Annotated in this window: 13 protein-coding genes; 6 read left to right on the forward strand and 7 right to left on the reverse strand. The window is 38.5% G+C overall.

Features of this window, described 5'->3' with window-relative positions:
- The first annotated feature begins 245 nt into the window (after positions 1-245).
- Positions 246-1,109 (forward strand): YicC/YloC family endoribonuclease, encoded by an 864-nt coding sequence (locus J8L86_RS09435; RefSeq protein ID WP_211030011.1) that lies wholly within the window; start codon positions 246-248, stop codon positions 1,107-1,109.
- 142 nt (positions 1,110-1,251) lie between these two features.
- Here J8L86_RS09435 and J8L86_RS09440 read toward each other — a convergent pair whose 3' ends face one another.
- From J8L86_RS09440 to J8L86_RS09455, 4 genes are all read right to left on the reverse strand, one after another.
- A complete protein-coding gene (locus tag J8L86_RS09440; RefSeq protein WP_211030013.1) occupies positions 1,252-1,563 on the reverse strand; it encodes a hypothetical protein in 312 nt (103 codons plus the stop codon).
- Positions 1,564-1,571: 8 nt separating this feature from the next.
- On the reverse strand, positions 1,572-2,261 hold the full coding sequence (locus J8L86_RS09445) for a hypothetical protein (protein ID WP_211030015.1): 690 nt from the start codon (positions 2,259-2,261) through the stop codon (positions 1,572-1,574).
- 24 nt (positions 2,262-2,285) lie between these two features.
- Positions 2,286-4,865 carry a hypothetical protein gene (locus tag J8L86_RS09450; RefSeq protein WP_211030017.1) on the reverse strand — a complete coding sequence of 860 codons (2,580 nt, stop codon included), beginning with the start codon at positions 4,863-4,865 and terminating at the stop codon, positions 2,286-2,288.
- Positions 4,866-4,932: 67 nt separating this feature from the next.
- Complete coding sequence (locus tag J8L86_RS09455; protein ID WP_211030019.1) at positions 4,933-8,202, reverse strand: hypothetical protein; 3,270 nt, start codon at positions 8,200-8,202, stop codon at positions 4,933-4,935.
- Positions 8,203-8,401: 199 nt separating this feature from the next.
- Here J8L86_RS09455 and dndB point away from each other — a divergent pair, with 199 nt between their 5' ends.
- The 5 genes from dndB to J8L86_RS09480 all read left to right on the forward strand — a co-directional run bounded on the left by dndB (position 8,402) and on the right by J8L86_RS09480 (position 14,535).
- Positions 8,402-9,484 (forward strand): DNA sulfur modification protein DndB, encoded by a 1,083-nt coding sequence (dndB, locus tag J8L86_RS09460; RefSeq protein ID WP_211030021.1) that lies wholly within the window; start codon positions 8,402-8,404, stop codon positions 9,482-9,484.
- 1 nt (position 9,485) lies between these two features.
- Positions 9,486-11,069 carry a DNA phosphorothioation system sulfurtransferase DndC gene (gene dndC, locus J8L86_RS09465; RefSeq protein WP_211030022.1) on the forward strand — a complete coding sequence of 528 codons (1,584 nt, stop codon included), beginning with the start codon at positions 9,486-9,488 and terminating at the stop codon, positions 11,067-11,069.
- 4 nt (positions 11,070-11,073) lie between these two features.
- Positions 11,074-13,053, forward strand: a complete 1,980-nt coding sequence (dndD, locus tag J8L86_RS09470) for a DNA sulfur modification protein DndD (RefSeq protein ID WP_211030024.1) — start codon at positions 11,074-11,076, stop codon at positions 13,051-13,053.
- Positions 13,053-13,394, forward strand: coding sequence for a DNA sulfur modification protein DndE (dndE, locus tag J8L86_RS09475; RefSeq protein WP_211030026.1), 342 nt, complete (start codon positions 13,053-13,055; stop codon positions 13,392-13,394). Before dndD ends, dndE begins: the two co-directional genes overlap by 1 nt.
- 289 nt (positions 13,395-13,683) lie before the next feature.
- A complete protein-coding gene (locus J8L86_RS09480) occupies positions 13,684-14,535 on the forward strand; it encodes a mechanosensitive ion channel family protein (RefSeq protein ID WP_211030028.1) in 852 nt (283 codons plus the stop codon).
- 122 nt (positions 14,536-14,657) lie between these two features.
- On the opposite strand, the gene yjjG is transcribed toward J8L86_RS09480, so the two are convergent.
- From yjjG to J8L86_RS09495, 3 genes are all read right to left on the reverse strand, one after another.
- Positions 14,658-15,341 carry a pyrimidine 5'-nucleotidase gene (yjjG, locus tag J8L86_RS09485; protein WP_211030030.1) on the reverse strand — a complete coding sequence of 228 codons (684 nt, stop codon included), beginning with the start codon at positions 15,339-15,341 and terminating at the stop codon, positions 14,658-14,660.
- A gap of 34 nt (positions 15,342-15,375) precedes the next feature.
- Entirely contained in the window at positions 15,376-16,443 is a 1,068-nt protein-coding gene (locus tag J8L86_RS09490) for an aminoglycoside phosphotransferase family protein (RefSeq protein WP_211030032.1), read from the reverse strand.
- Between the two features lie 125 nt (positions 16,444-16,568).
- Positions 16,569-17,789, reverse strand: a complete 1,221-nt coding sequence (locus tag J8L86_RS09495) for a hypothetical protein (RefSeq protein WP_211030034.1) — start codon at positions 17,787-17,789, stop codon at positions 16,569-16,571.
- Between the last annotated feature and the right edge of the window lie 218 nt (positions 17,790-18,007).

The raw sequence follows: 18,007 nt of genomic DNA on the forward strand, positions 1-18,007 counted from the left end.
TTACTATAAACAATTCAATCGTGTAATTCGATGCTCATTGCCAACAACACGCTAATTACCAGTAACAAGCAGCCATAATAAATCCATTCGCTCGCACATATGTAGCCAATATGACCTAAAAAGTCGGCGTAAGTTGCATATTAATGTAAAACCCGCCCCATAAGCTTTTGTATACTTTGACCTTCACTGCTAGCAGACTATAATCGACACAATACAATTGCCGCTAACTTAATTAGGGTTCAAACATGATCCAAAGTATGACCGCCTACGCTCGCATTGAGCACAAAGCCGAATGGGGCACTGCCTCTTGGGAACTCCGCTCAGTCAACCAACGTTACTTGGAAACCTACCTACGTTTACCAGAACAAATGCGTAGCCTTGAACCCGTATTACGTGACCGCCTACGTAAACGTTTAAACCGCGGCAAAGTAGAAGTAAACCTACGTTACGAATTATCAGAGTCTGGCAGCAGTGAAATGCGCCTAAACCAAGACTTAGCCAAACAACTGCTGAACGCTGCAGATTGGTTAAAGAAAGAATCAAGCCACGGTGAGCTTAACTTAGCAGACATACTACGCTGGCCTGGTGTGATGTCGGGCGCAGAGCAAGACATGGGCGATATCAACAAAGACCTACTGGTTGCGTTTGATGGCGCAGTGGCACAATTTATCGAAGCCCGTGGTCGTGAAGGTGAAGCTATCAACACTATGCTGCAAACTCGCCTAGACCAAATTGTTGAGCAAGTGGCAATCGTGCGTGAACACATGCCAGCCGTGATGCAATGGCAACGTGACAAGCTAACCAACCGTTTAGCAGAAATCACCGGCGAACTTGATCCTGCCCGTATGGAACAAGAAATGGTATTACTTGCACAAAAAATGGATGTTGCAGAAGAAATGGATCGCCTTGACGCACACGTTGCTGAAACGCGCTTAATCCTTAAAAAAGGTGGCGCACAAGGCCGCCGTTTAGATTTCATGATGCAAGAGTTTAACCGCGAATCTAACACCCTAGCGTCTAAATCAATCAGCGCAGAAGTCACTGCCGCAGCGGTAGAGCTTAAAGTATTGATTGAACAAATGAGAGAGCAAATTCAAAACGTTGAGTAATTAGATTTACTTTTGTTCAAATACACAAAGCCCAGCTAATGCTGGGCTTTGTGATTTTAAAATCGGATAAGCTATGAACCATATCCTTTAATTAATAATTTCTGCTTCACTTATATAAACTGCCAAATACTATCCATTTCTACTAACGGTTTAGTCTTCTTTTTCTAGAGATCACAGCAAGTATCTGAGGCGAAATAGTGGCCTTCTTTTTGAACTCGTCAAGCAAGTCATAAGTAGCAGGGCTAACTCTTGTAAAATAAAATCCACTACTAGGTTTATCTGTCCTATTTGAGTTTTCACATAATATTTCAATTTTTACTCTGACTCCTTCAGAGGTACTCACCTCTGCCTCTGTCATCAACTTAAGCAACAAAATGGTTTTATGGATTTCATCAGCTTTTGCAGGTCTTCCAAGATGTTGTAGTGCGATCTTGGCAGCATCGGAAATTATCATATTCGTCTCTACTTATTTGGAATAAATCCATTCACTTTATCACCAAAAAAATGAAAATCTTCGACGATATCTTTATGCCTTGAGACCACTTCTTGTTCAATAATTTCTAGTAATCTAATATGAGCATCATTCTCTGATAAATGGTCAGATTTATAACGAGCATAGGCTAAATTAGCTTGGTATCCAGCAGTTCTATACCGAGACCAGGCTCTTGTATAACCATTTAGGCGATTCAAAAGATAACATAGTATTGATACCCCAAGCCCCAAACCAACAAGGGGCAGCAACACCCCCTCAAAGCCCATCCCAACATAATCCACTAGAAAAGGAGTAAGCATAATAACAACTGAAATTAGTTTTATTAAGATTCTGATTTTTATTTTATCAAGGGTTAAACCAACACCATCATAAAATAGGTTAATGATGATTAAGGGTATGGGAATTAAAAACAAAAACCAAGATATGTAGTTTTCACTGCTATTACGTAAATCGAAAAAATAATTTATAACAGCTAAATGTAAAACAAGCGCACTCAATGCCCAAAATAATCCCTCAACAGCAAGTTTTCGGCAGGTTTGGCTTTTAGTTAGATACCATTTTTCGTAGCTTTTACAATAAGCATCGAATTCAAAATGTCGTTTCTCATAGTCAGTTTCATTTTGAAAATCAGCCCATTGCGGATGGCTATTATTACTCAATTTTTATTTTTCCTTAATTATCGGTTAATTATCAAAACGCCAAATTTTGCCGTTCTTAACAATTTGCTCAAGCTTAGCAATGGCTTCCATTGGAGCTAATCGCTTATCCAGCTCTATCAACACATGGGCATATTCATTGCGTAGATTAGTGGAGAATATGCCTGGGTCGTCAGAGCCTAGCACCACGGGTACTTCCATTCCCTCTTCATCACCAACACCTAACCAATTAAAAATGTGATGTTCAGAGTAGTTCTCGTAAAAGCTGATCCTGAGATTACTGGTCGGCAATGACTCTATAGCCATCTGTTTCTTTGAAATTTTTCGCAAAACAGACTTTTGTAAGATACGTAAAACATTTTTATCAATAACTTGCTCGATAGGACATGTATCGATATCGACTTCAATTAGCTTATTATATTTACGAATAAAGTTAACATCATGAATCCCATGGTATCTTTCTAACAAATTAAAGGCTCTTGGCTTGCTACGTTTCAGTTCTTTGATTATTTCAATTTCGGCAACGATTTCTGTTCTGATGCTATGTTGACATTTTGATTTAAGATCGAAGACCAAAATGGGGTCTAAATATCTTAATTTCCAGGATTCATGCAAGTCTTCGGGTGTAATGTATTCAAAAGAAAATAGCTGTTTAGGCTGTTCGGTATTATCTAGTTTTGGCTCAACACAATAAATTTTATTTGTCAGAGTCCTAATACCACTCTGGAGTAAATTCAATACCTTACCAGAACAGTCTGCCTTTTTTAGAATATGATAAGCAAATACAAGGTCGTCAAGTCGCTCGCCTTGCTTCATTACTACGCGTTTCCCTAATCGATTGCGCCATAAGGCAGGATCAATGCCAACGGCAGTGCCATGACCAATACGATTACCATGGTTTAGGTCAAGAAAACGCAGCGCTTCATCTACCGTTCTGATCCCTGAAAGCAGATGTACGTAATCTTCACCGGCATGGTAAGTAAAGTTATGGTATCCATCTTGCCTTAAGCGCCTAAAGACAGGTGCAAAGACTTCAGGGCCTGCATCTAGTTCGTTAGCCGCAGCATCAAAACCTGTAAGATATTCTGATAAATCACTGTAGCGCAGCTGCAAAGCCATTAATGCACGCCGAGTTTTTTCGACTTCATTTCTAAGTTGGTAATGTCGACAACACCAGCCTAAGTTGTGCTGTTTTACTTCATCTTCAGACATGGTTGCTATTTTGTTAGCGCGTTTATCAGGCTGTTTAATAAAGTGAGCCACTAAACTTAACTTTAACTTCCCGGTGTAGTTTTTGTCTGTCTTTAACAATTCAACAAGACTCTTACTATTGGTTTTATCCTTTTCTTTATCTGACATACTGGTCCGATAGCGAGAATAGCCTTGTAATATGGAGGAAAGCCTTGCCTTATTGGCAGCCAATTTTTTACTCGGTGCAAAACGCCCTTCCAAGCGATCAATGTCTTCAGCACAATCATTAGCCACTTGAGAGAAGCGGGCTTCATAATCGCTTTCTACATCGGAGCGGATTTCGTTAACTGTAATCTTTTGGAATTGATCAAAGCCATAAAACTGAGTTTGCTGGACCACTAAACGCATTAGCTGACATTTTATTAGCAGATAGTAGTAAAAAAGATGAGCGAAGTTTTCATTTTTAGCACTTTCAAGATGAGAAAATAGTTTTATCAGTAATAATGATTCATTAACCAGTGGCGTCACTAACTTTGAATCAATATGGTGCGTAAAACCCTCAATATTTGAATCGCTGTCTATTCGAGCAAACTGTACTTTATTATCTTTATCTTTATCTTTATCAGAAAATGATGCGCTTTCAAATTCTGCTCGACTATTAATATCAGCAAGAGTCTGCTGATTCACTTCTTTATTATTAATAGCACAGTCAAGTAATACAGCACGCAACATTTTAGCTACACGTAGCCTTGTCAGTAACTCATTTTGGGTAAAATCGAGTTCCTCTAATCCATACAACTCTTTTACTATATTTTTATCGTCAGCACCTCTTATGGCTTGAGAAAACGCATGAGGTCTCTCTAAAGCTGTACGCCACAGTAGCTCTATTTCAGTTGTACCATTAAGGTGTATATGCAGATCATCAAGCTTATTTCTATTGATAACATCATCAAGCCGGTTATCTCTAATGCTAGGTAAGATGCTATGTCCTATCTCTCCATGCATATGTTTTTCAACATAATTTTTAAGATCAATTTTACTCACCAAGTTCGGGAGAAGATTTCGCTTATACATTGAAAAACTTAGAAAAAGTAGCGGTGGAACTTCTGTGATAATACCTTGCCACTCTTCAAAAAGAGCGTTATCCACATTTAGTTTTCTAGAATAGGTCGAATGAAGGTATTTACTGTTCACTCGCTCAAATATATTAATAAGGAGTTCACCAATACCATCACCTTCTCGCATCAATAGCCCTTGTCTATTTTTGATTAGATGATCAGGTCTAGTTGCGCCTCGACGACTCAATCCTTGATAAATTAACCGTCTAAAATCCTTTGATTCTAATAATGAACTGCGGCGATATAGCCGCAGCACCTCAAGATTCCTAAAAGCTTCACATATTAGTTCTTGTGGCAAACGCTTGCTCCAATAGACTATATTTACTAAGTGTAAGTAATTACGACAAAGCCGTTTTTGATCATTTTTAATCTTCTGGTACGATATCTGCGATTATAGGGTTCAGCTGGTCCAACTCTTTGGCTTTGGCTTCCTCTTCAGCTTTAGCTTCCTCTTCAGCTTTAGCTTCCTCTTCAGCTTTAGCTTCCTCTTCAGCTTTAGCTTCCTCTTCAGCTTGTTTATAATTTTTTATACTAGCTTCAACATCAAGTTTTTGGTAATTAGTCCCAGTTCCAGTTATAGGAACAGTATTAAGCAAAGGATTTAAGTTACTAAACTCAACATCAATATTTTCAATTTTACCGCGAACCTTTATGTCATCTAAATAAAGTGAGACTAAGCTTTCTTTATTTACAATAGCACTTTCTCCTTCTGAACTTGGGTTTATTTTACTTTGTTCACATATAGACAAATAGTAATGCGCATGAGCATCCAACCAATTCCAACCTTTAGGCACTCCAGAATAATTTTTGGGTTCTTTACGAAGAAATAAGCCAATCAAAGGGCACGAAATCAATATAGTAAACAAACTAATCTCTTTACTAAGATCACTTAACATAATTTCATTTATATGATTATTTTTTTTATTGTCCACTTTGAAATATTTAGCGTAGTTTTCAAAAAAATACTTCTCTGTTTTCGCAATTGACTTATTTGTTAAAGTTATATTATTTCTATTCCCATCTTCCATTAAAGCTGCGTGCAATAATGCTACTATTTGCCCGTGTAGCAAAGAGCCTAATGCTCTTTCAGCATCGACATCTCTCATTAAGCTATAAAAAACATCTGAAAAATTTGTCAATGATGCACTAGATATTGGTAATAATGGCCATTTATCCTTAACCACTTCTAACCATTTAATTAGTCGTTTTGCAAAACCAGAGTAGCTATCTTCTTTTGAAGAAAATGCTAATTCTTCAGCTTCTGACTCATCTTCAATTTCTTCTTCGCTTGAATCAGACCAGTCAGGCATACCTATTTTACTGTTATTAATAATTTCCGGTAAATGCGTACGAATAAGTTCATTCTCATCTGCTATATTTCTATTCAGCAATAGCACAATATTTGAAAAAAGAGTCATTATAGACATAAAGCCAGTATCCTGGCCCTTTACAACACCACTGGTTTTAATCAATGCCATATTGCACAAAAGGCCTAGATCATAATCTTTTGTTATAGTATCTAACCTATTATAAAGCAATCCACCAACTTTTTTTGTCGGTAATCCAATACTTTTATAAACCTCTGACATTGTTGAATGCCACTCACCTAATAATGGATGCTGGTAAAACTTATCTCCCAATATACTTTTATCTTCAGCTGCAAAGCTAAAATAAAAATCATCTTTTATATTGGCTCTTAATTCAGTGATATCTTTTGTTGCCTTTTTCTTATTTACTGATGATGCTGTTTTACTTCTCTTTATATTTTCTGCGACTTTAATCGCATCATATGCGTTTTTTAACACTGCGCTTTTATAAAACTTTGAAAGCATGACTTCTATATCTAAACCCACATCTTTATAAGGAACTCGATATAACCCGTTGGTCTCCGGCTTTCCTTTTCTAGTTTTAATTGAAGCTAAAACAGCCTTGTTAACAGTCTCAAAAACATCTACATAACTATCATTAATTGACATGTAGTTTAAAACGTTATCTATATTTATATGTGAATAACCAATATCTTTATAATCAAGTGCTATACACTTCGGCAAAGATGTAAGCAGCATCCATTCAAATGATTTACCTATGTTAAACTTCATATGATTATTAGCTATAGCTAAAAAAGCAATAATTCTATTGTTGATATTTTGGTTTGGTGAGGTTGGATATAACTTATTAAACCTTTCCCAGGTTTTTTGTTTTAACCCCCACTTCCAAAATAGTTGAATCAGTTTATTTATAGAAAATTGCGATATTTGCAAATCTGTAGCACTTATATCTATACTACTCATCGTAGAAGCAAACGAATCGACTATACGTACGCTAAACGCACTTAATTCTTTCCTTTCATTATTATCTTCTGATAAAACAGGAATAATATCACCATTTAAATCAACGGCAACGAGTAATTTTGTTGCATGCATAACTTGCATTAGCGTTCGTGCCGGTAAATTTAATATCGCAGAATAAAATGCCTGTTGTTCCACTTTTTTTGAAATACCAAAACCAATTTCGGCAACTTTATGAAGATAGCTTTCAATAGTTGGTTTAGGGTGATTTTCTTCGAAATGAAATTGAACTAGGATACCGACATCAGTCCGTTGTGTTAATTGTTTTTGTTGTAGAGCCCTTTGCTGAAGGGTTAACATATGAACTCGATTTTCAGGTTTCAAGACCTTCATAAGATACTGTTCTTCTAAATCACTGACCTTATTTATCAATGTGTCATCATCAAATGCCAGAACATCTTCAATCCGATGAAAAGAAACTGAAGGCCTATCATATTCAATTACGTTCTTACCTATTGATTCAAATTGCTTTGCACGTACCAGTGTTTGATACAACTCAATGTCACCTGAAATTAAAATAATTAATTTTATTGATGTGAGATATTTACGTACAGTTTCCAAAACAGGCCAACCACGTTCAAACTGCGTATCAATATCATCAAATGTAACGACAAAAGCACTTTTATCCACGACCTTTAATGCCTTCTCAATAAAGTCATTAAGCTTTTTTTCTAATGTTCTACCATCAGCAGCTTTGTTAAGGCCAGTTTCAAGAATATAAGATTTATCCTCCCATTCATCGCCATAATTAGTTGTAGCACCAATACCATCTATCTGACAAAGCCCACCAGCCAATTGTTTTAACGCCTTAGAAAAATCGTTTATATCTTTTTCTGAAGCACTTTTAGATGAAGCATTAACTTTTTCTCTAATTTGAGATATCAATATTATTAGTACATGTTCTTTTGATGAAATAAGAGTAGGATCTATGACAGGTAATACCGATAACTCATCAGGTACTTTAACTATATCGTCAGGTTCAGAGACATAGGTGCCCTTGGACGCTTTATGCATGCTGGTTAGGATATGACGTATCAGAGTTGATTTTCCGCTACCTCGTGAACCACATATCGTTATAGCGTTATGATATCTTTCATAAAATATCTCATCAGAATCACAAGCATTTTTTAATGTTTTTTGCTGCTTAATCTGTGCTGCAATGATCTTAAAAAGCTCACTTCGTGCTTCTTGTTGAAAAATTTGCTTATAGCTCAAATCAACTACATCAGTTGGATTGGCAAGATTTAAAATGATTTGATCTATTGGTGGATTGCTTTGGGTAGTCATAACAACTCGTCCCTGTCATTAATTTTATTCATTAAAGCATATATTTATTCACGCTAAAACAATAACTTATATAACTTGATCTCTTGTCAAACATTATGTTAAAACCAAAGTTAGCAAGCGTCCTTTATACGTTGATTTTAAATTTGGTACGTATATAATCACGTACCATCAGATTTGATTAACGTATTAAGTGGCGAACATGACCCAAGTCGACAGCAATTTCTTTTATTCATTCCCAGCAGTTCGAGGTCAACAGGCTGATAGACCTTTTTATATTGCGACCTGCCCACTGCGCATCATCCCGAAAATTTTTATATTTGATGAAGAGGAAGTCCCTGCAGAGTTACGCGCACAGCGCTCGATCAATAAAGCGCGTATTCCTGAAATAACACGCTACTTAGTCGATAACCCTACAGGATATGTTTTTTCGGCGTTAACGGCGTCAGTTGAAAAAAATGTTACCTTCTTACCCGCTGCTGAAGGCAGTGATTTAGGAACTTTACACGTACCAATGGAAGCACAAATTCTCATCAATGATGGACAACATAGACGCGCAGCAATAGAAGAGGCCATCAAAGAAAGGCCAGAACTTGGCCAAGATAATATTGCGGTGCTGTTTTTTGTCGATGAAGGTCTTACACGAAGCCAGCAAATGTTTGCTGACTTAAATAAACATGCCGTCAGACCTAGCCCGTCACTTAGCTCTTTATATGACTTTAGAGACTCATCTGCCGCAGTAGCTAGACACCTTGCATTAAACATCGCGCCTTTTGTGGCCTACACCGAGATGGAAAAATCCTCGGTAGCACTTAAAAGTGCCAAATTATTTACCTTAAGTAGTATTAAACAAGCGACTCAGATTTTACTCAATAAAGGTTCTAAAGCATCTTTTACCGATGATGATTTAGACTTAGCGAGTGAGTATTGGTCATTGGTTAATAACCATATTGCTGAATGGCAGATGGTACAGGCTAAGGACATATCACCGAGTCAGTTAAGGCAAGAGTTCATTAATGCACACGGTGTTGGCTTACAAGCTCTAGGAATGGTAGGTCAATCACTCTTACGTTTACATCCTGAAGATTGGCGTGAAAAAATAGAGCCTATCCGTAATATCGATTGGCGCAAGGCTAATCCAGTATGGGATAATAGAGCAATGCACCATGGTCGGTTATCAAAGACAACAACCAGTATTAAGCTAACAGCCAATATTATTCGTCAGGCCCTTTCTATCGCTTTGACTTCCCAAGAGCAACAACTTGAAGATGAGTTTGAAAAGTAATATGAATGATTTTTTCCAATATGAAGACATATCAGGTTATCTCGATTTTATTAATGACCAAATATTTGCTGGACGCCCGCTTAACGAGCAAGTTGCTGAACTTCAGTACTTATACCTTGAAGAAGAACAACCTTGGGTTGTAGCATTTAGTGGTGGTAAGGATTCTACCGCTATTTTGACGTTAATGTTTTTTGCTTTATTAGGTTTGTCGCCAGAACAGCGAAAGCATAAAGTTTATGTTGTATTTTGCGATACGTTAGCCGAAGTCCCTACTTATCTAAGTAAAACGCTTCGTACATTAAAAGCGGTACAAAGAACGGCTACTCTTCTCGATTTACCCATTGAAACTAAGATAATTAAGCCTAAAACTCAGGATACTTTTTGGGCTCGTTTGCTTGGACGTGGTTATCCTGCCCCTAATTTACGTTTAAATCGCTGGTGTACAGAAAAAATAAAATTAAACCCATTCAAACACTTTGCACAGATGCAGTTTACAGGTGATGAGAGTCCCATTGTTATGATTGGTTCTCGTTCAGCTGAAAGCGTAAACCGCCAAGCAATCATTGAAAAATATCATTCTGGTGAGAGTTACTTTGACGATACAGATCCTAGTTATCGTCGTTACGCCCCCATAAAAGATTGGGGTGTAAATGAAGTTTGGCATATTTTGGGGCAACGAATTGCTCCCGGTCAATATGAAGATATGGAACCTTGGGAAAGCCCATGGGGAACCAGTAATATTGGTTTAGTTGAACTGTATGACAGCACCAACTCGACTAGCGGCGAATGCCCTTTAGTTGAAACAGCCAGTTCACCCGGCTGCGGTAAATCACGTTTTGGCTGCTGGACATGCACCGTAGTGACAAAAGATAAAGCGATAGATGGTTTGATTGCTAACGGTGAAACTTGGTTAGAGCCTTTGGCTAAATTTCGTAACTTTTTGCACTCAACAACAGAGCCAAGTGTAAAGAAGCTTTACCGTCAAGATAGACGAAGAGATGGAAAAGTTAGTGTTAAGCACGGTTTACAAGAAGAAAAAGAGGTTGAGTTTATTCAAGGACCTTATTTTCTTCACTTAAGAAAAGAGTGGCTTGCTCACCTGCTTAATATGGAAAAAGATCTTAATTTAGCTGGCCATGAAGCAAGTCTTATCACCGAAGATGAGCTGCATGAAATACGTTATCAATGGCGAAATGACCCCTTAACACCTGATTGGGCTGATGAATTACCTGCTATTTATGCGTCTGTTTATGGGGAAAATAAGATTACTTTTCCTAAAGATGATGTCAGTAATTTTGGTGAACTTGAAGCGAGTATTATTGACCAATTGGCTTTACAGCATGATGCTTCTCCGGACTTAGTAAGAAAATTAATAGAATTAGAAGTGAGTTTGAGTGGCTTAGGTAAACGCCAAGGCTTATTTAAACGTATTGATAGAATACTGGCCCAGGATTGGGGATCTGTCGATCATGCCAAAAGCAAACGAGAAAATGAGAAAGCTATCCATTTCGCACTAACTCAGGATCTTACTGATATTGATGCTGAGCTTGACGGTATATCAGCCATGCTAAATAAAGAATTTTAAAATAATGATTATTAAATCTCTAACTCTAGAAAATTTTCGTGTTTTCTCTGGTCGACACGATATTAATTTAATGCCTAAAATAGATTCGCCAATCGTGCTTTTTGGTGGTTTAAATGGCGCCGGAAAAACGTCTATTCTAACGGCGATTCGTTATGTTTTGTTGGGGCGTATAGCATTTGAACAAGTGACCAGCCAAAAGTCCTACATTGAGCAGCTAACCAGTTTGATCCATCAATCCTCACTCGTTAAAGAAGATTTGGAAGCAAAGGTCGAAATTACTTTTGATTATGTGCGTGAAGGTAAAGCGATTGAATATTGCATTACTAGAACTTGGTCTGCTGGTTTACCTGACAAATTAGTCGTTAAAGAAAACAATTTAATACGTAATGAACTGAACTATGAACAGGCTCAGGCATTTTTACTAGAACTTGTGCCTCCTGGCGTAGCCAATTTGGTTTTCTTTGATGGTGAAAAAATTGCAGATCTAGCTGAAGACAATAATGGCTTTGCGTTAAAAGATGCCGTTAACAAGTTACTTGGGCTAAATACCGTTCAGCGATTACAGGAAGATTTACGGATTTACCTTAAGAAAGTTGGTATTTCCTCTGCAACAAGTGAACTACAGTCAGAGTTTGAGCAGCTTGAATCCGATAAATCACACTTTTTGCAAGAAGCCAGACAACTAAGAAATGATGCGGATAATCACTATAATGTTATAACTGAGCTTAGCCGACAGGTTAATGTGGCTGAACAAAAACTATTAAGTGGCGGTGGTGCTTGGGCTAACGATAGAGAGGAAACAAAGAAAGAGATCGATAGCCTTATTATGGCAAAGCAGGATACTGAGTCTGAAGTATTGAAAGAGCTTGATGGTTGTTATCCGTTAAGCCTTGCCCCTAATACTCTAAAAATGCTCACTAAACACTTGGAGCAAGAATCTGATTACCGGTCTCGACAAAATTTTTCGGTGCAATTCGATGAGTTCTTGCCACAATTACAAACCGCTTTATTTAATTCAACATTACAAAGCGACGATACGTTAACGCTTCTAAAAAGTGAGCTATCAACATTTACACAAAGTGTAGATTTACCTGAAGTAGAGTTTGGTATTTCTGACCAACAAAGTGGTTTACTGCATTCTCAAATTGAAAGCTTGAGTCAACATTCATTTGATAAGGTCAATAAACTCAAATCGATTCTTTCATCATTAGAAGATACGATTGATAACGCAGCGATAAATATTGAAAGGGCACCAGAAAAAGAACAACTAAAGATTGCATTTGATGAATTACGGGCACTAGAGCAAACAAAAAAAGAAGCCGTAAAAAAATACACAGATAAACTTGTTAGTGCTAAAGAAAAGTTCAATAAAGCTCAGCAGGTCGCGCAACGATTACTTAAGCTGCATACCGATATGAAGCGTGCTTTTGGTGATAACGATTCTGCATCTCGTGCGGTTGCAGTTATTAAGCTATTAGAACAGCTAAAAGATCAATTGGGACAAGTTCGATTAACCCAATTGGAATCTGAGTTTAATAGCTCATATCACAAGCTGGCCAGAAAAGATGATTTAGATATCCATGCAAGCATCGATAGCAAGAGCTTTGATGTAACATTATATGGTTTTAACAATCGACATATTGACAGAAAGGCTATGTCAGCTGGTGAAAAGCAAATATATGCAATTGCAATGTTAGATGCTCTTGCAAAGGTTGCAGGCAAAAAGCTACCAGTCGTAATTGATACTCCATTAGGCCGCCTCGATTCCATGCATCGTAATAAATTGATAGAGCATTATTTTCCCGAGGCATCTGAGCAAGTAATAATCCTATCAACTGATACTGAAGTTGATGCTGGATTTTTTGATGCGTTAGAACATAAAATCAGCCAAAGTTATCAAGTTACTTTCAATGCAGATGTACAATCTTCATCCATTGAAAAAGGCTACTTTTGGAAAAATTCAGAACTGCAGGAGGCTATTTAATGTTACCGACTCGAGGCTTGAAACTACCCAAAGAAACTGAAGAACAGTTGAGACGTTTAAAACTTAAAGCTAAAGTCACACCTAATGTTGCTTCAAGAGTGGCTTTTTTTAAATCTGTTGAGACCGGATATCGTTATCATGACTCCTCTATTAAGCTAGATGGGTCTTTAGTATTGGATAAAGTGACCTGGTTAGGCGATTTAACTCTTGCGATTGATTGCACTTTAAAAATGCTTTATCCCGCGTTAGACAATAAAGAACTAGAAAAAGCTTGGGCAACACATGTTCAGCATGGCGTCAAAACACTACGTATGGTGAAGTCAGTAAAAGATTTAGTTTAATCATTTTTACACCTATTTGTGAATATTCACCGTTAAGTACTTTATTAAAACCCATTACCCAATTAATAGCTTTTAAAAGTGGTTAGGCCAATTATTGAAGCACAATATGAGTATCGCCTCATTGCTTTGAAGTGGTACCAGTAACGCGATTAGCTCAGTACAATTAGGTGAAAGATTTGATAAGGAAACTTAAATAAAAACACACTTAATGCTGACTTAATAAGTGTCTATGATAAAGTCTTAACTCTAGTTGCATTATCACCCCCCTCCCTAATTTAAAGAAGGTTTTGTGGAACAACTGACTATCATCATTGATTTTTTAGCAACCTATAAGTTGTTTGTTACCGTATTAATCATTCTTTTGCTGTCGATGCTTAAACGCTTTGTCGTGTCTAAGATCCGTGGCGATATCGCTTTTGTGAGCGAGGGGCAACGTAAGTGGATGTCGCGAACTAAAAACGGCACGTTCATCTTAATAGTGATGATTTTGTTTTTGCTGTGGCAGACCGAAATCAATAAGTTTGCGCTGTCTGTTACCGCTATTGCGATTGCGTTTGTGGTGGCATCAAAAGAAATCATTTTATGTTTTACCGGCTCGATTCAGCGGGCGAGTTCACGCTCGTTTGTGATTGGCGACTGGATTGAAGTGGGTAAGCTGTGCGGTGAAGTGATTGAGCACAACCTAATGGCGACGGTGATCCAAGAGATTGACTTACACCATGGCCAATACCATTACACAGGTAAAACGGTCACCTTCCCTAATAGTATGTTCTTTAGTTATGCAGTGAAAAACCTCAACTTTATGAAGCGCTATGTTTATCACAGCTTTAATATTACGGTCGTTGAGTTTGTAAACTTGTATCCGCTGTTCCCAGATTTAGTTGAAAAGATTGAAGCACACTGCGAAGACTTTTTAGAAGTCGCGACCCGATATAATAATATTATTGAAAGGCATGCGGGCGTTGATCTACCAGGGCCTGAGCCACACATTCATATTCACAGTGGGCCTAACGGCGAACAAGTCGTCCATATTATGATATTTTGCCCCACTGAGCGCGCAACGCACTTAGAACAACACATCAGAGAAGACTTTATGATTGCCTATCATCAAGCCTTTCCTAAGTCAGCTTTAAGCGAATAAAGCTTATTAAAAATAGCTATTAAAAAGCCACTCGATTGAGTGGCTTTTTTATATAATTTTCACAATTTAACGCTCGATTTTTAACGTTAAATTATTAGCGAACGATTATTTACGCTCGATTATTAGCGGTTCACTGAGTGCAATTTATCGTGCAGTTGATGCAAGTCTTTGACTTCAAAGGTGGGGGTAATCCCATCGACGACATCCTTTCCATGGTGATTAAGCCAACAGGTATCAATACCTGCATTTACGCCGCCAAGAATATCCGAGTGTAGGTTATCACCCACCATCAATACGGTGTTTTTGTCTGGATGACCCATTAGCTCAAACGTGTGCTCAAAAATACTCACATCGGGCTTAGCTTTGCCAAACTGTTCAGAAATCACTACGTGTTCAAAAGCGGGTTTAAAGCCAGTTCTTTCTAATCGCACATTTTGTAATTCTGTTAAGCCGTTAGTGATGATCCCTAAACTGGCTTTACCTTCTAAACTGTTAATGAGTTTTTTAGCGCCCGGTAACGGCTGACAAATATCAGCCATAGCAGCTAAAAAGTCGCTATTAAGCTGTTTGGTCGTTAAGCCTAATTTGGTCGCCCAGTGTAAAAAGCGTGTGTGTTGCAGCTCCGCGGCATCGATTAATCCTTGCTGATAATCAACCCATAACTGCTTATTTACGGTTTGATAAAAAGCGAAATCACTGGCATCAAATTCGATATCAAAGCGAGAGAACATCAGCTTTAACCCTGCAAAAATATCAAAATCAAATAGGGTTTCGTCGGCATCAAACAAAATCCATTGGTACTTCATGATTTACCCTTACTGATATATACAGTTGACTGAATTATTCAAATAGCGCCATCAGTTGCGCTTCTTGTGCGACTAGGCTTTTGTATACGGTTAACTGGTTGGCAGCTCTGTCGAGGTTATGGCCTTCGCGATGAATACCGAAATACACATCACCGTTTAAGTGATCGGTTAAAAAGCGCGACCCAAGCATTAACGCCATTACCTTTATGCCTAACCACAAACTACGTTTTTCTAGCGGGGTTAAAATTGCAGCTAATTGGTCGGTATACGCTTGGGTGGCTGCAGCAATGATTTCAGGACGAGCAACGACCTTATCAAGTGCTGTTGAGTCTTCTTCCTCTGGTGAGCAAAACGCGCGCACCATGTCACCAAAGTCATACATTAAGTAGCCTTTCATGCAGGTGTCGATATCAATCACTGCCATGCTCGACATGTCACGTTTATCAAATAGCATGTTGTTGATTTTGGTATCGTTATGGCACACACGCAGCGGTAATTGGCTTTCTATTTGTTCAAGCTCTGCGAAAAGTGCCTGCTGAGAAAGCACAAAGTCAGCCCAAGGCTTGCAGTGCTCAAGCCTGCCAGCGTTATCTTCGGCAATGGCTTGTTTAAGCTGCTCGATACGTTGCGGTAAGTTTAAAAAGTTGGGAATAACATCGACTAGGCTGTTGGCATCTAAGTCACTTAATGCAAAAGCGAAGTGACCAAAAGCACTGGCCGCCATTTCAGCTTGCTCAGTATTGGTGACGACTTCAATCGTATGGCTGTTAGCTAAGTAGCTAATGGCGCGCCAATAACCTCTATCACCAAGGTCGACAGATAAGCGACCATCTTTTAATACGACAGGAGAAATGACATCAAGCTGATACTCACCAAGAGTGGACTTTTGTATTAGGTGATGACTGACTTTTGCCGCATTTTCGATTAATACGTCTGGCTCGGTAAATACAGTAGTATTAATTTGCTGTAGCACAAGTTGCCCTGTAGACCATCTCACCAAAAAGGTTTGGTTAATATGGCCATTGCCTAACGGGGCAATACTGGCATTTTCATCAGTAATTCCATACAAAGGCAAAATTGTTTGCCTAATAAACTCCACCACCCAACACTCCATATTTTTTATCGCGAGCCCGATAGTCTAATCCATCCCTGAGCACAAGACTAGCTATGCACCAGTAATGCCTTAAAACTCAACAAAAACGACACTATTCACGCTATCTCACGAGGTTAAAGGCTTTTTAAGTAGTGCGCAAAATCAGGTTGACTAGACAATGTTGCTTGGCTGCCCTTCAAACTAAAATTAAATCCGCACATTTTAAAACTACCTCGCATGGCTATATTGTTGATGATCTTAGCGTTATCTAGAGGAGAGAAACGAGCTTCAGTACCGCTGTCTGCCATTAAATCTACCTGCATAGGGCGGAATTTACTGCCGTCGTTAAACACTAATTCAGCACAACGTTTATCACCTTCTGCGTTATCTAAACGCCAAATAGATTGCGCATCGCCTTCATCACCTAACCAGCGAATGATTAAAATATCTTGTTGTAAAATCAGCCAAAACCCATCTGGTAGCTTAACTCTTGCTGTCTCGCTAATGATTGCAGGCTGCTCGATAGGCGCTATTTCTACTGGCTCTTGTTCAACATCGCTGTTACTAAATAGTAAGCTTATGAGGTAAATAATTACCGCAATGACACTAACAACACCCAACCCTTTAGCTAGCATCATGAGCGTTTTTTGATTGTTTTGTCCCCAAACAAGCCATGACTTTAGCAGTTCAGATAACGAGCCAGACTCTAATGCACCACGGTCAACTCTGTAGGTCGGTTTATCATCGCTTTCATAAGCGGCTTGCTCATCAATATTGTGTTGTTGGGCTTTAATATCATCTTTATAAACGGTTTCATGCTGATAACCAGGCTCATAACTGACATCATCGGCATCATAAACAGATTGCTCATTATCTTCAGTCATTGATGAAAACGCATGCTCGCCGCCTATAACTGGCTCTTGTCTTCGGCGTACATCGCCAAGCTTTACCGCTGCTTTAGCGTGAGGGCCAAAGTAACCCATTACATACGCAGGTTTTCGCTGGTTTGTTTTTGGCGCAGCAAACCATGCAAAACCGCCCGCTGTTAGTGCAGCAAGAATAAATACGGTAATAGAGACTGCTGCAGGAAAGCTAAAACTGAGCGACATGCTAAACAGCAGCAACAACAATACAGGGATCGCAAGCAACGTATTGGGTTTAGCCGCATCTTTTAAGCGACGTAAAGTGCTTAACGCGCAAATAGGTAACGCTAAGACAGCTGCAATTAATGTCACAATCGAGTTTGAAAAAAGTAGCGCAATCAATAACACAAAGACTAAGCAGCTTAATTGAATGGCTAAGGCTCTTAGGCCGTTATCTCGACCTTGGCGACAAAATAAGGAGGCGAATGACACAAGCAATCCCAATATCTAAATAAATGAACTGTTGGCAGACTAAACAATTTCAACGCTAAAGTCAGTGAAACCCACGTAAAATGGCACAAAAAAATGCTAAAAAGCACTATTTGGTACTAAATCGAAGAGGAAACTTATCCATTGTCTTTTTCGATTAAGGTTAAATTCAGGCTAGTTAGGTGCTGCATCTATATCAGTCGGGGATTGAGTGCTAAATT

Source organism: Shewanella sp. MMG014 (assembly GCF_018100775.1).
Classification (GTDB): domain Bacteria; phylum Pseudomonadota; class Gammaproteobacteria; order Enterobacterales; family Shewanellaceae; genus Shewanella; species Shewanella japonica.

What these genes read in the sequence shown, in the direction of transcription:
- dndD (WP_211030024.1), top strand. Translation starts at nt 11,074, where the DNA reads ATGATTATTAAATCTCTAACTCTAGAAAATTTTCGTGTTTTCTCTGGT.
- J8L86_RS09440 (WP_211030013.1), bottom strand. Translation starts at nt 1,563, where the DNA reads ATGATAATTTCCGATGCTGCCAAGATCGCACTACAACATCTTGGAAGA.
- J8L86_RS09455 (WP_211030019.1), bottom strand. Translation starts at nt 8,202, where the DNA reads ATGACTACCCAAAGCAATCCACCAATAGATCAAATCATTTTAAATCTT.
- yjjG (WP_211030030.1), bottom strand. Translation starts at nt 15,341, where the DNA reads ATGAAGTACCAATGGATTTTGTTTGATGCCGACGAAACCCTATTTGAT.
- dndC (WP_211030022.1), top strand. Translation starts at nt 9,486, where the DNA reads ATGAATGATTTTTTCCAATATGAAGACATATCAGGTTATCTCGATTTT.
- dndE (WP_211030026.1), top strand. Translation starts at nt 13,053, where the DNA reads ATGTTACCGACTCGAGGCTTGAAACTACCCAAAGAAACTGAAGAACAG.
- J8L86_RS09435 (WP_211030011.1), top strand. Translation starts at nt 246, where the DNA reads ATGATCCAAAGTATGACCGCCTACGCTCGCATTGAGCACAAAGCCGAA.
- dndB (WP_211030021.1), top strand. Translation starts at nt 8,402, where the DNA reads ATGACCCAAGTCGACAGCAATTTCTTTTATTCATTCCCAGCAGTTCGA.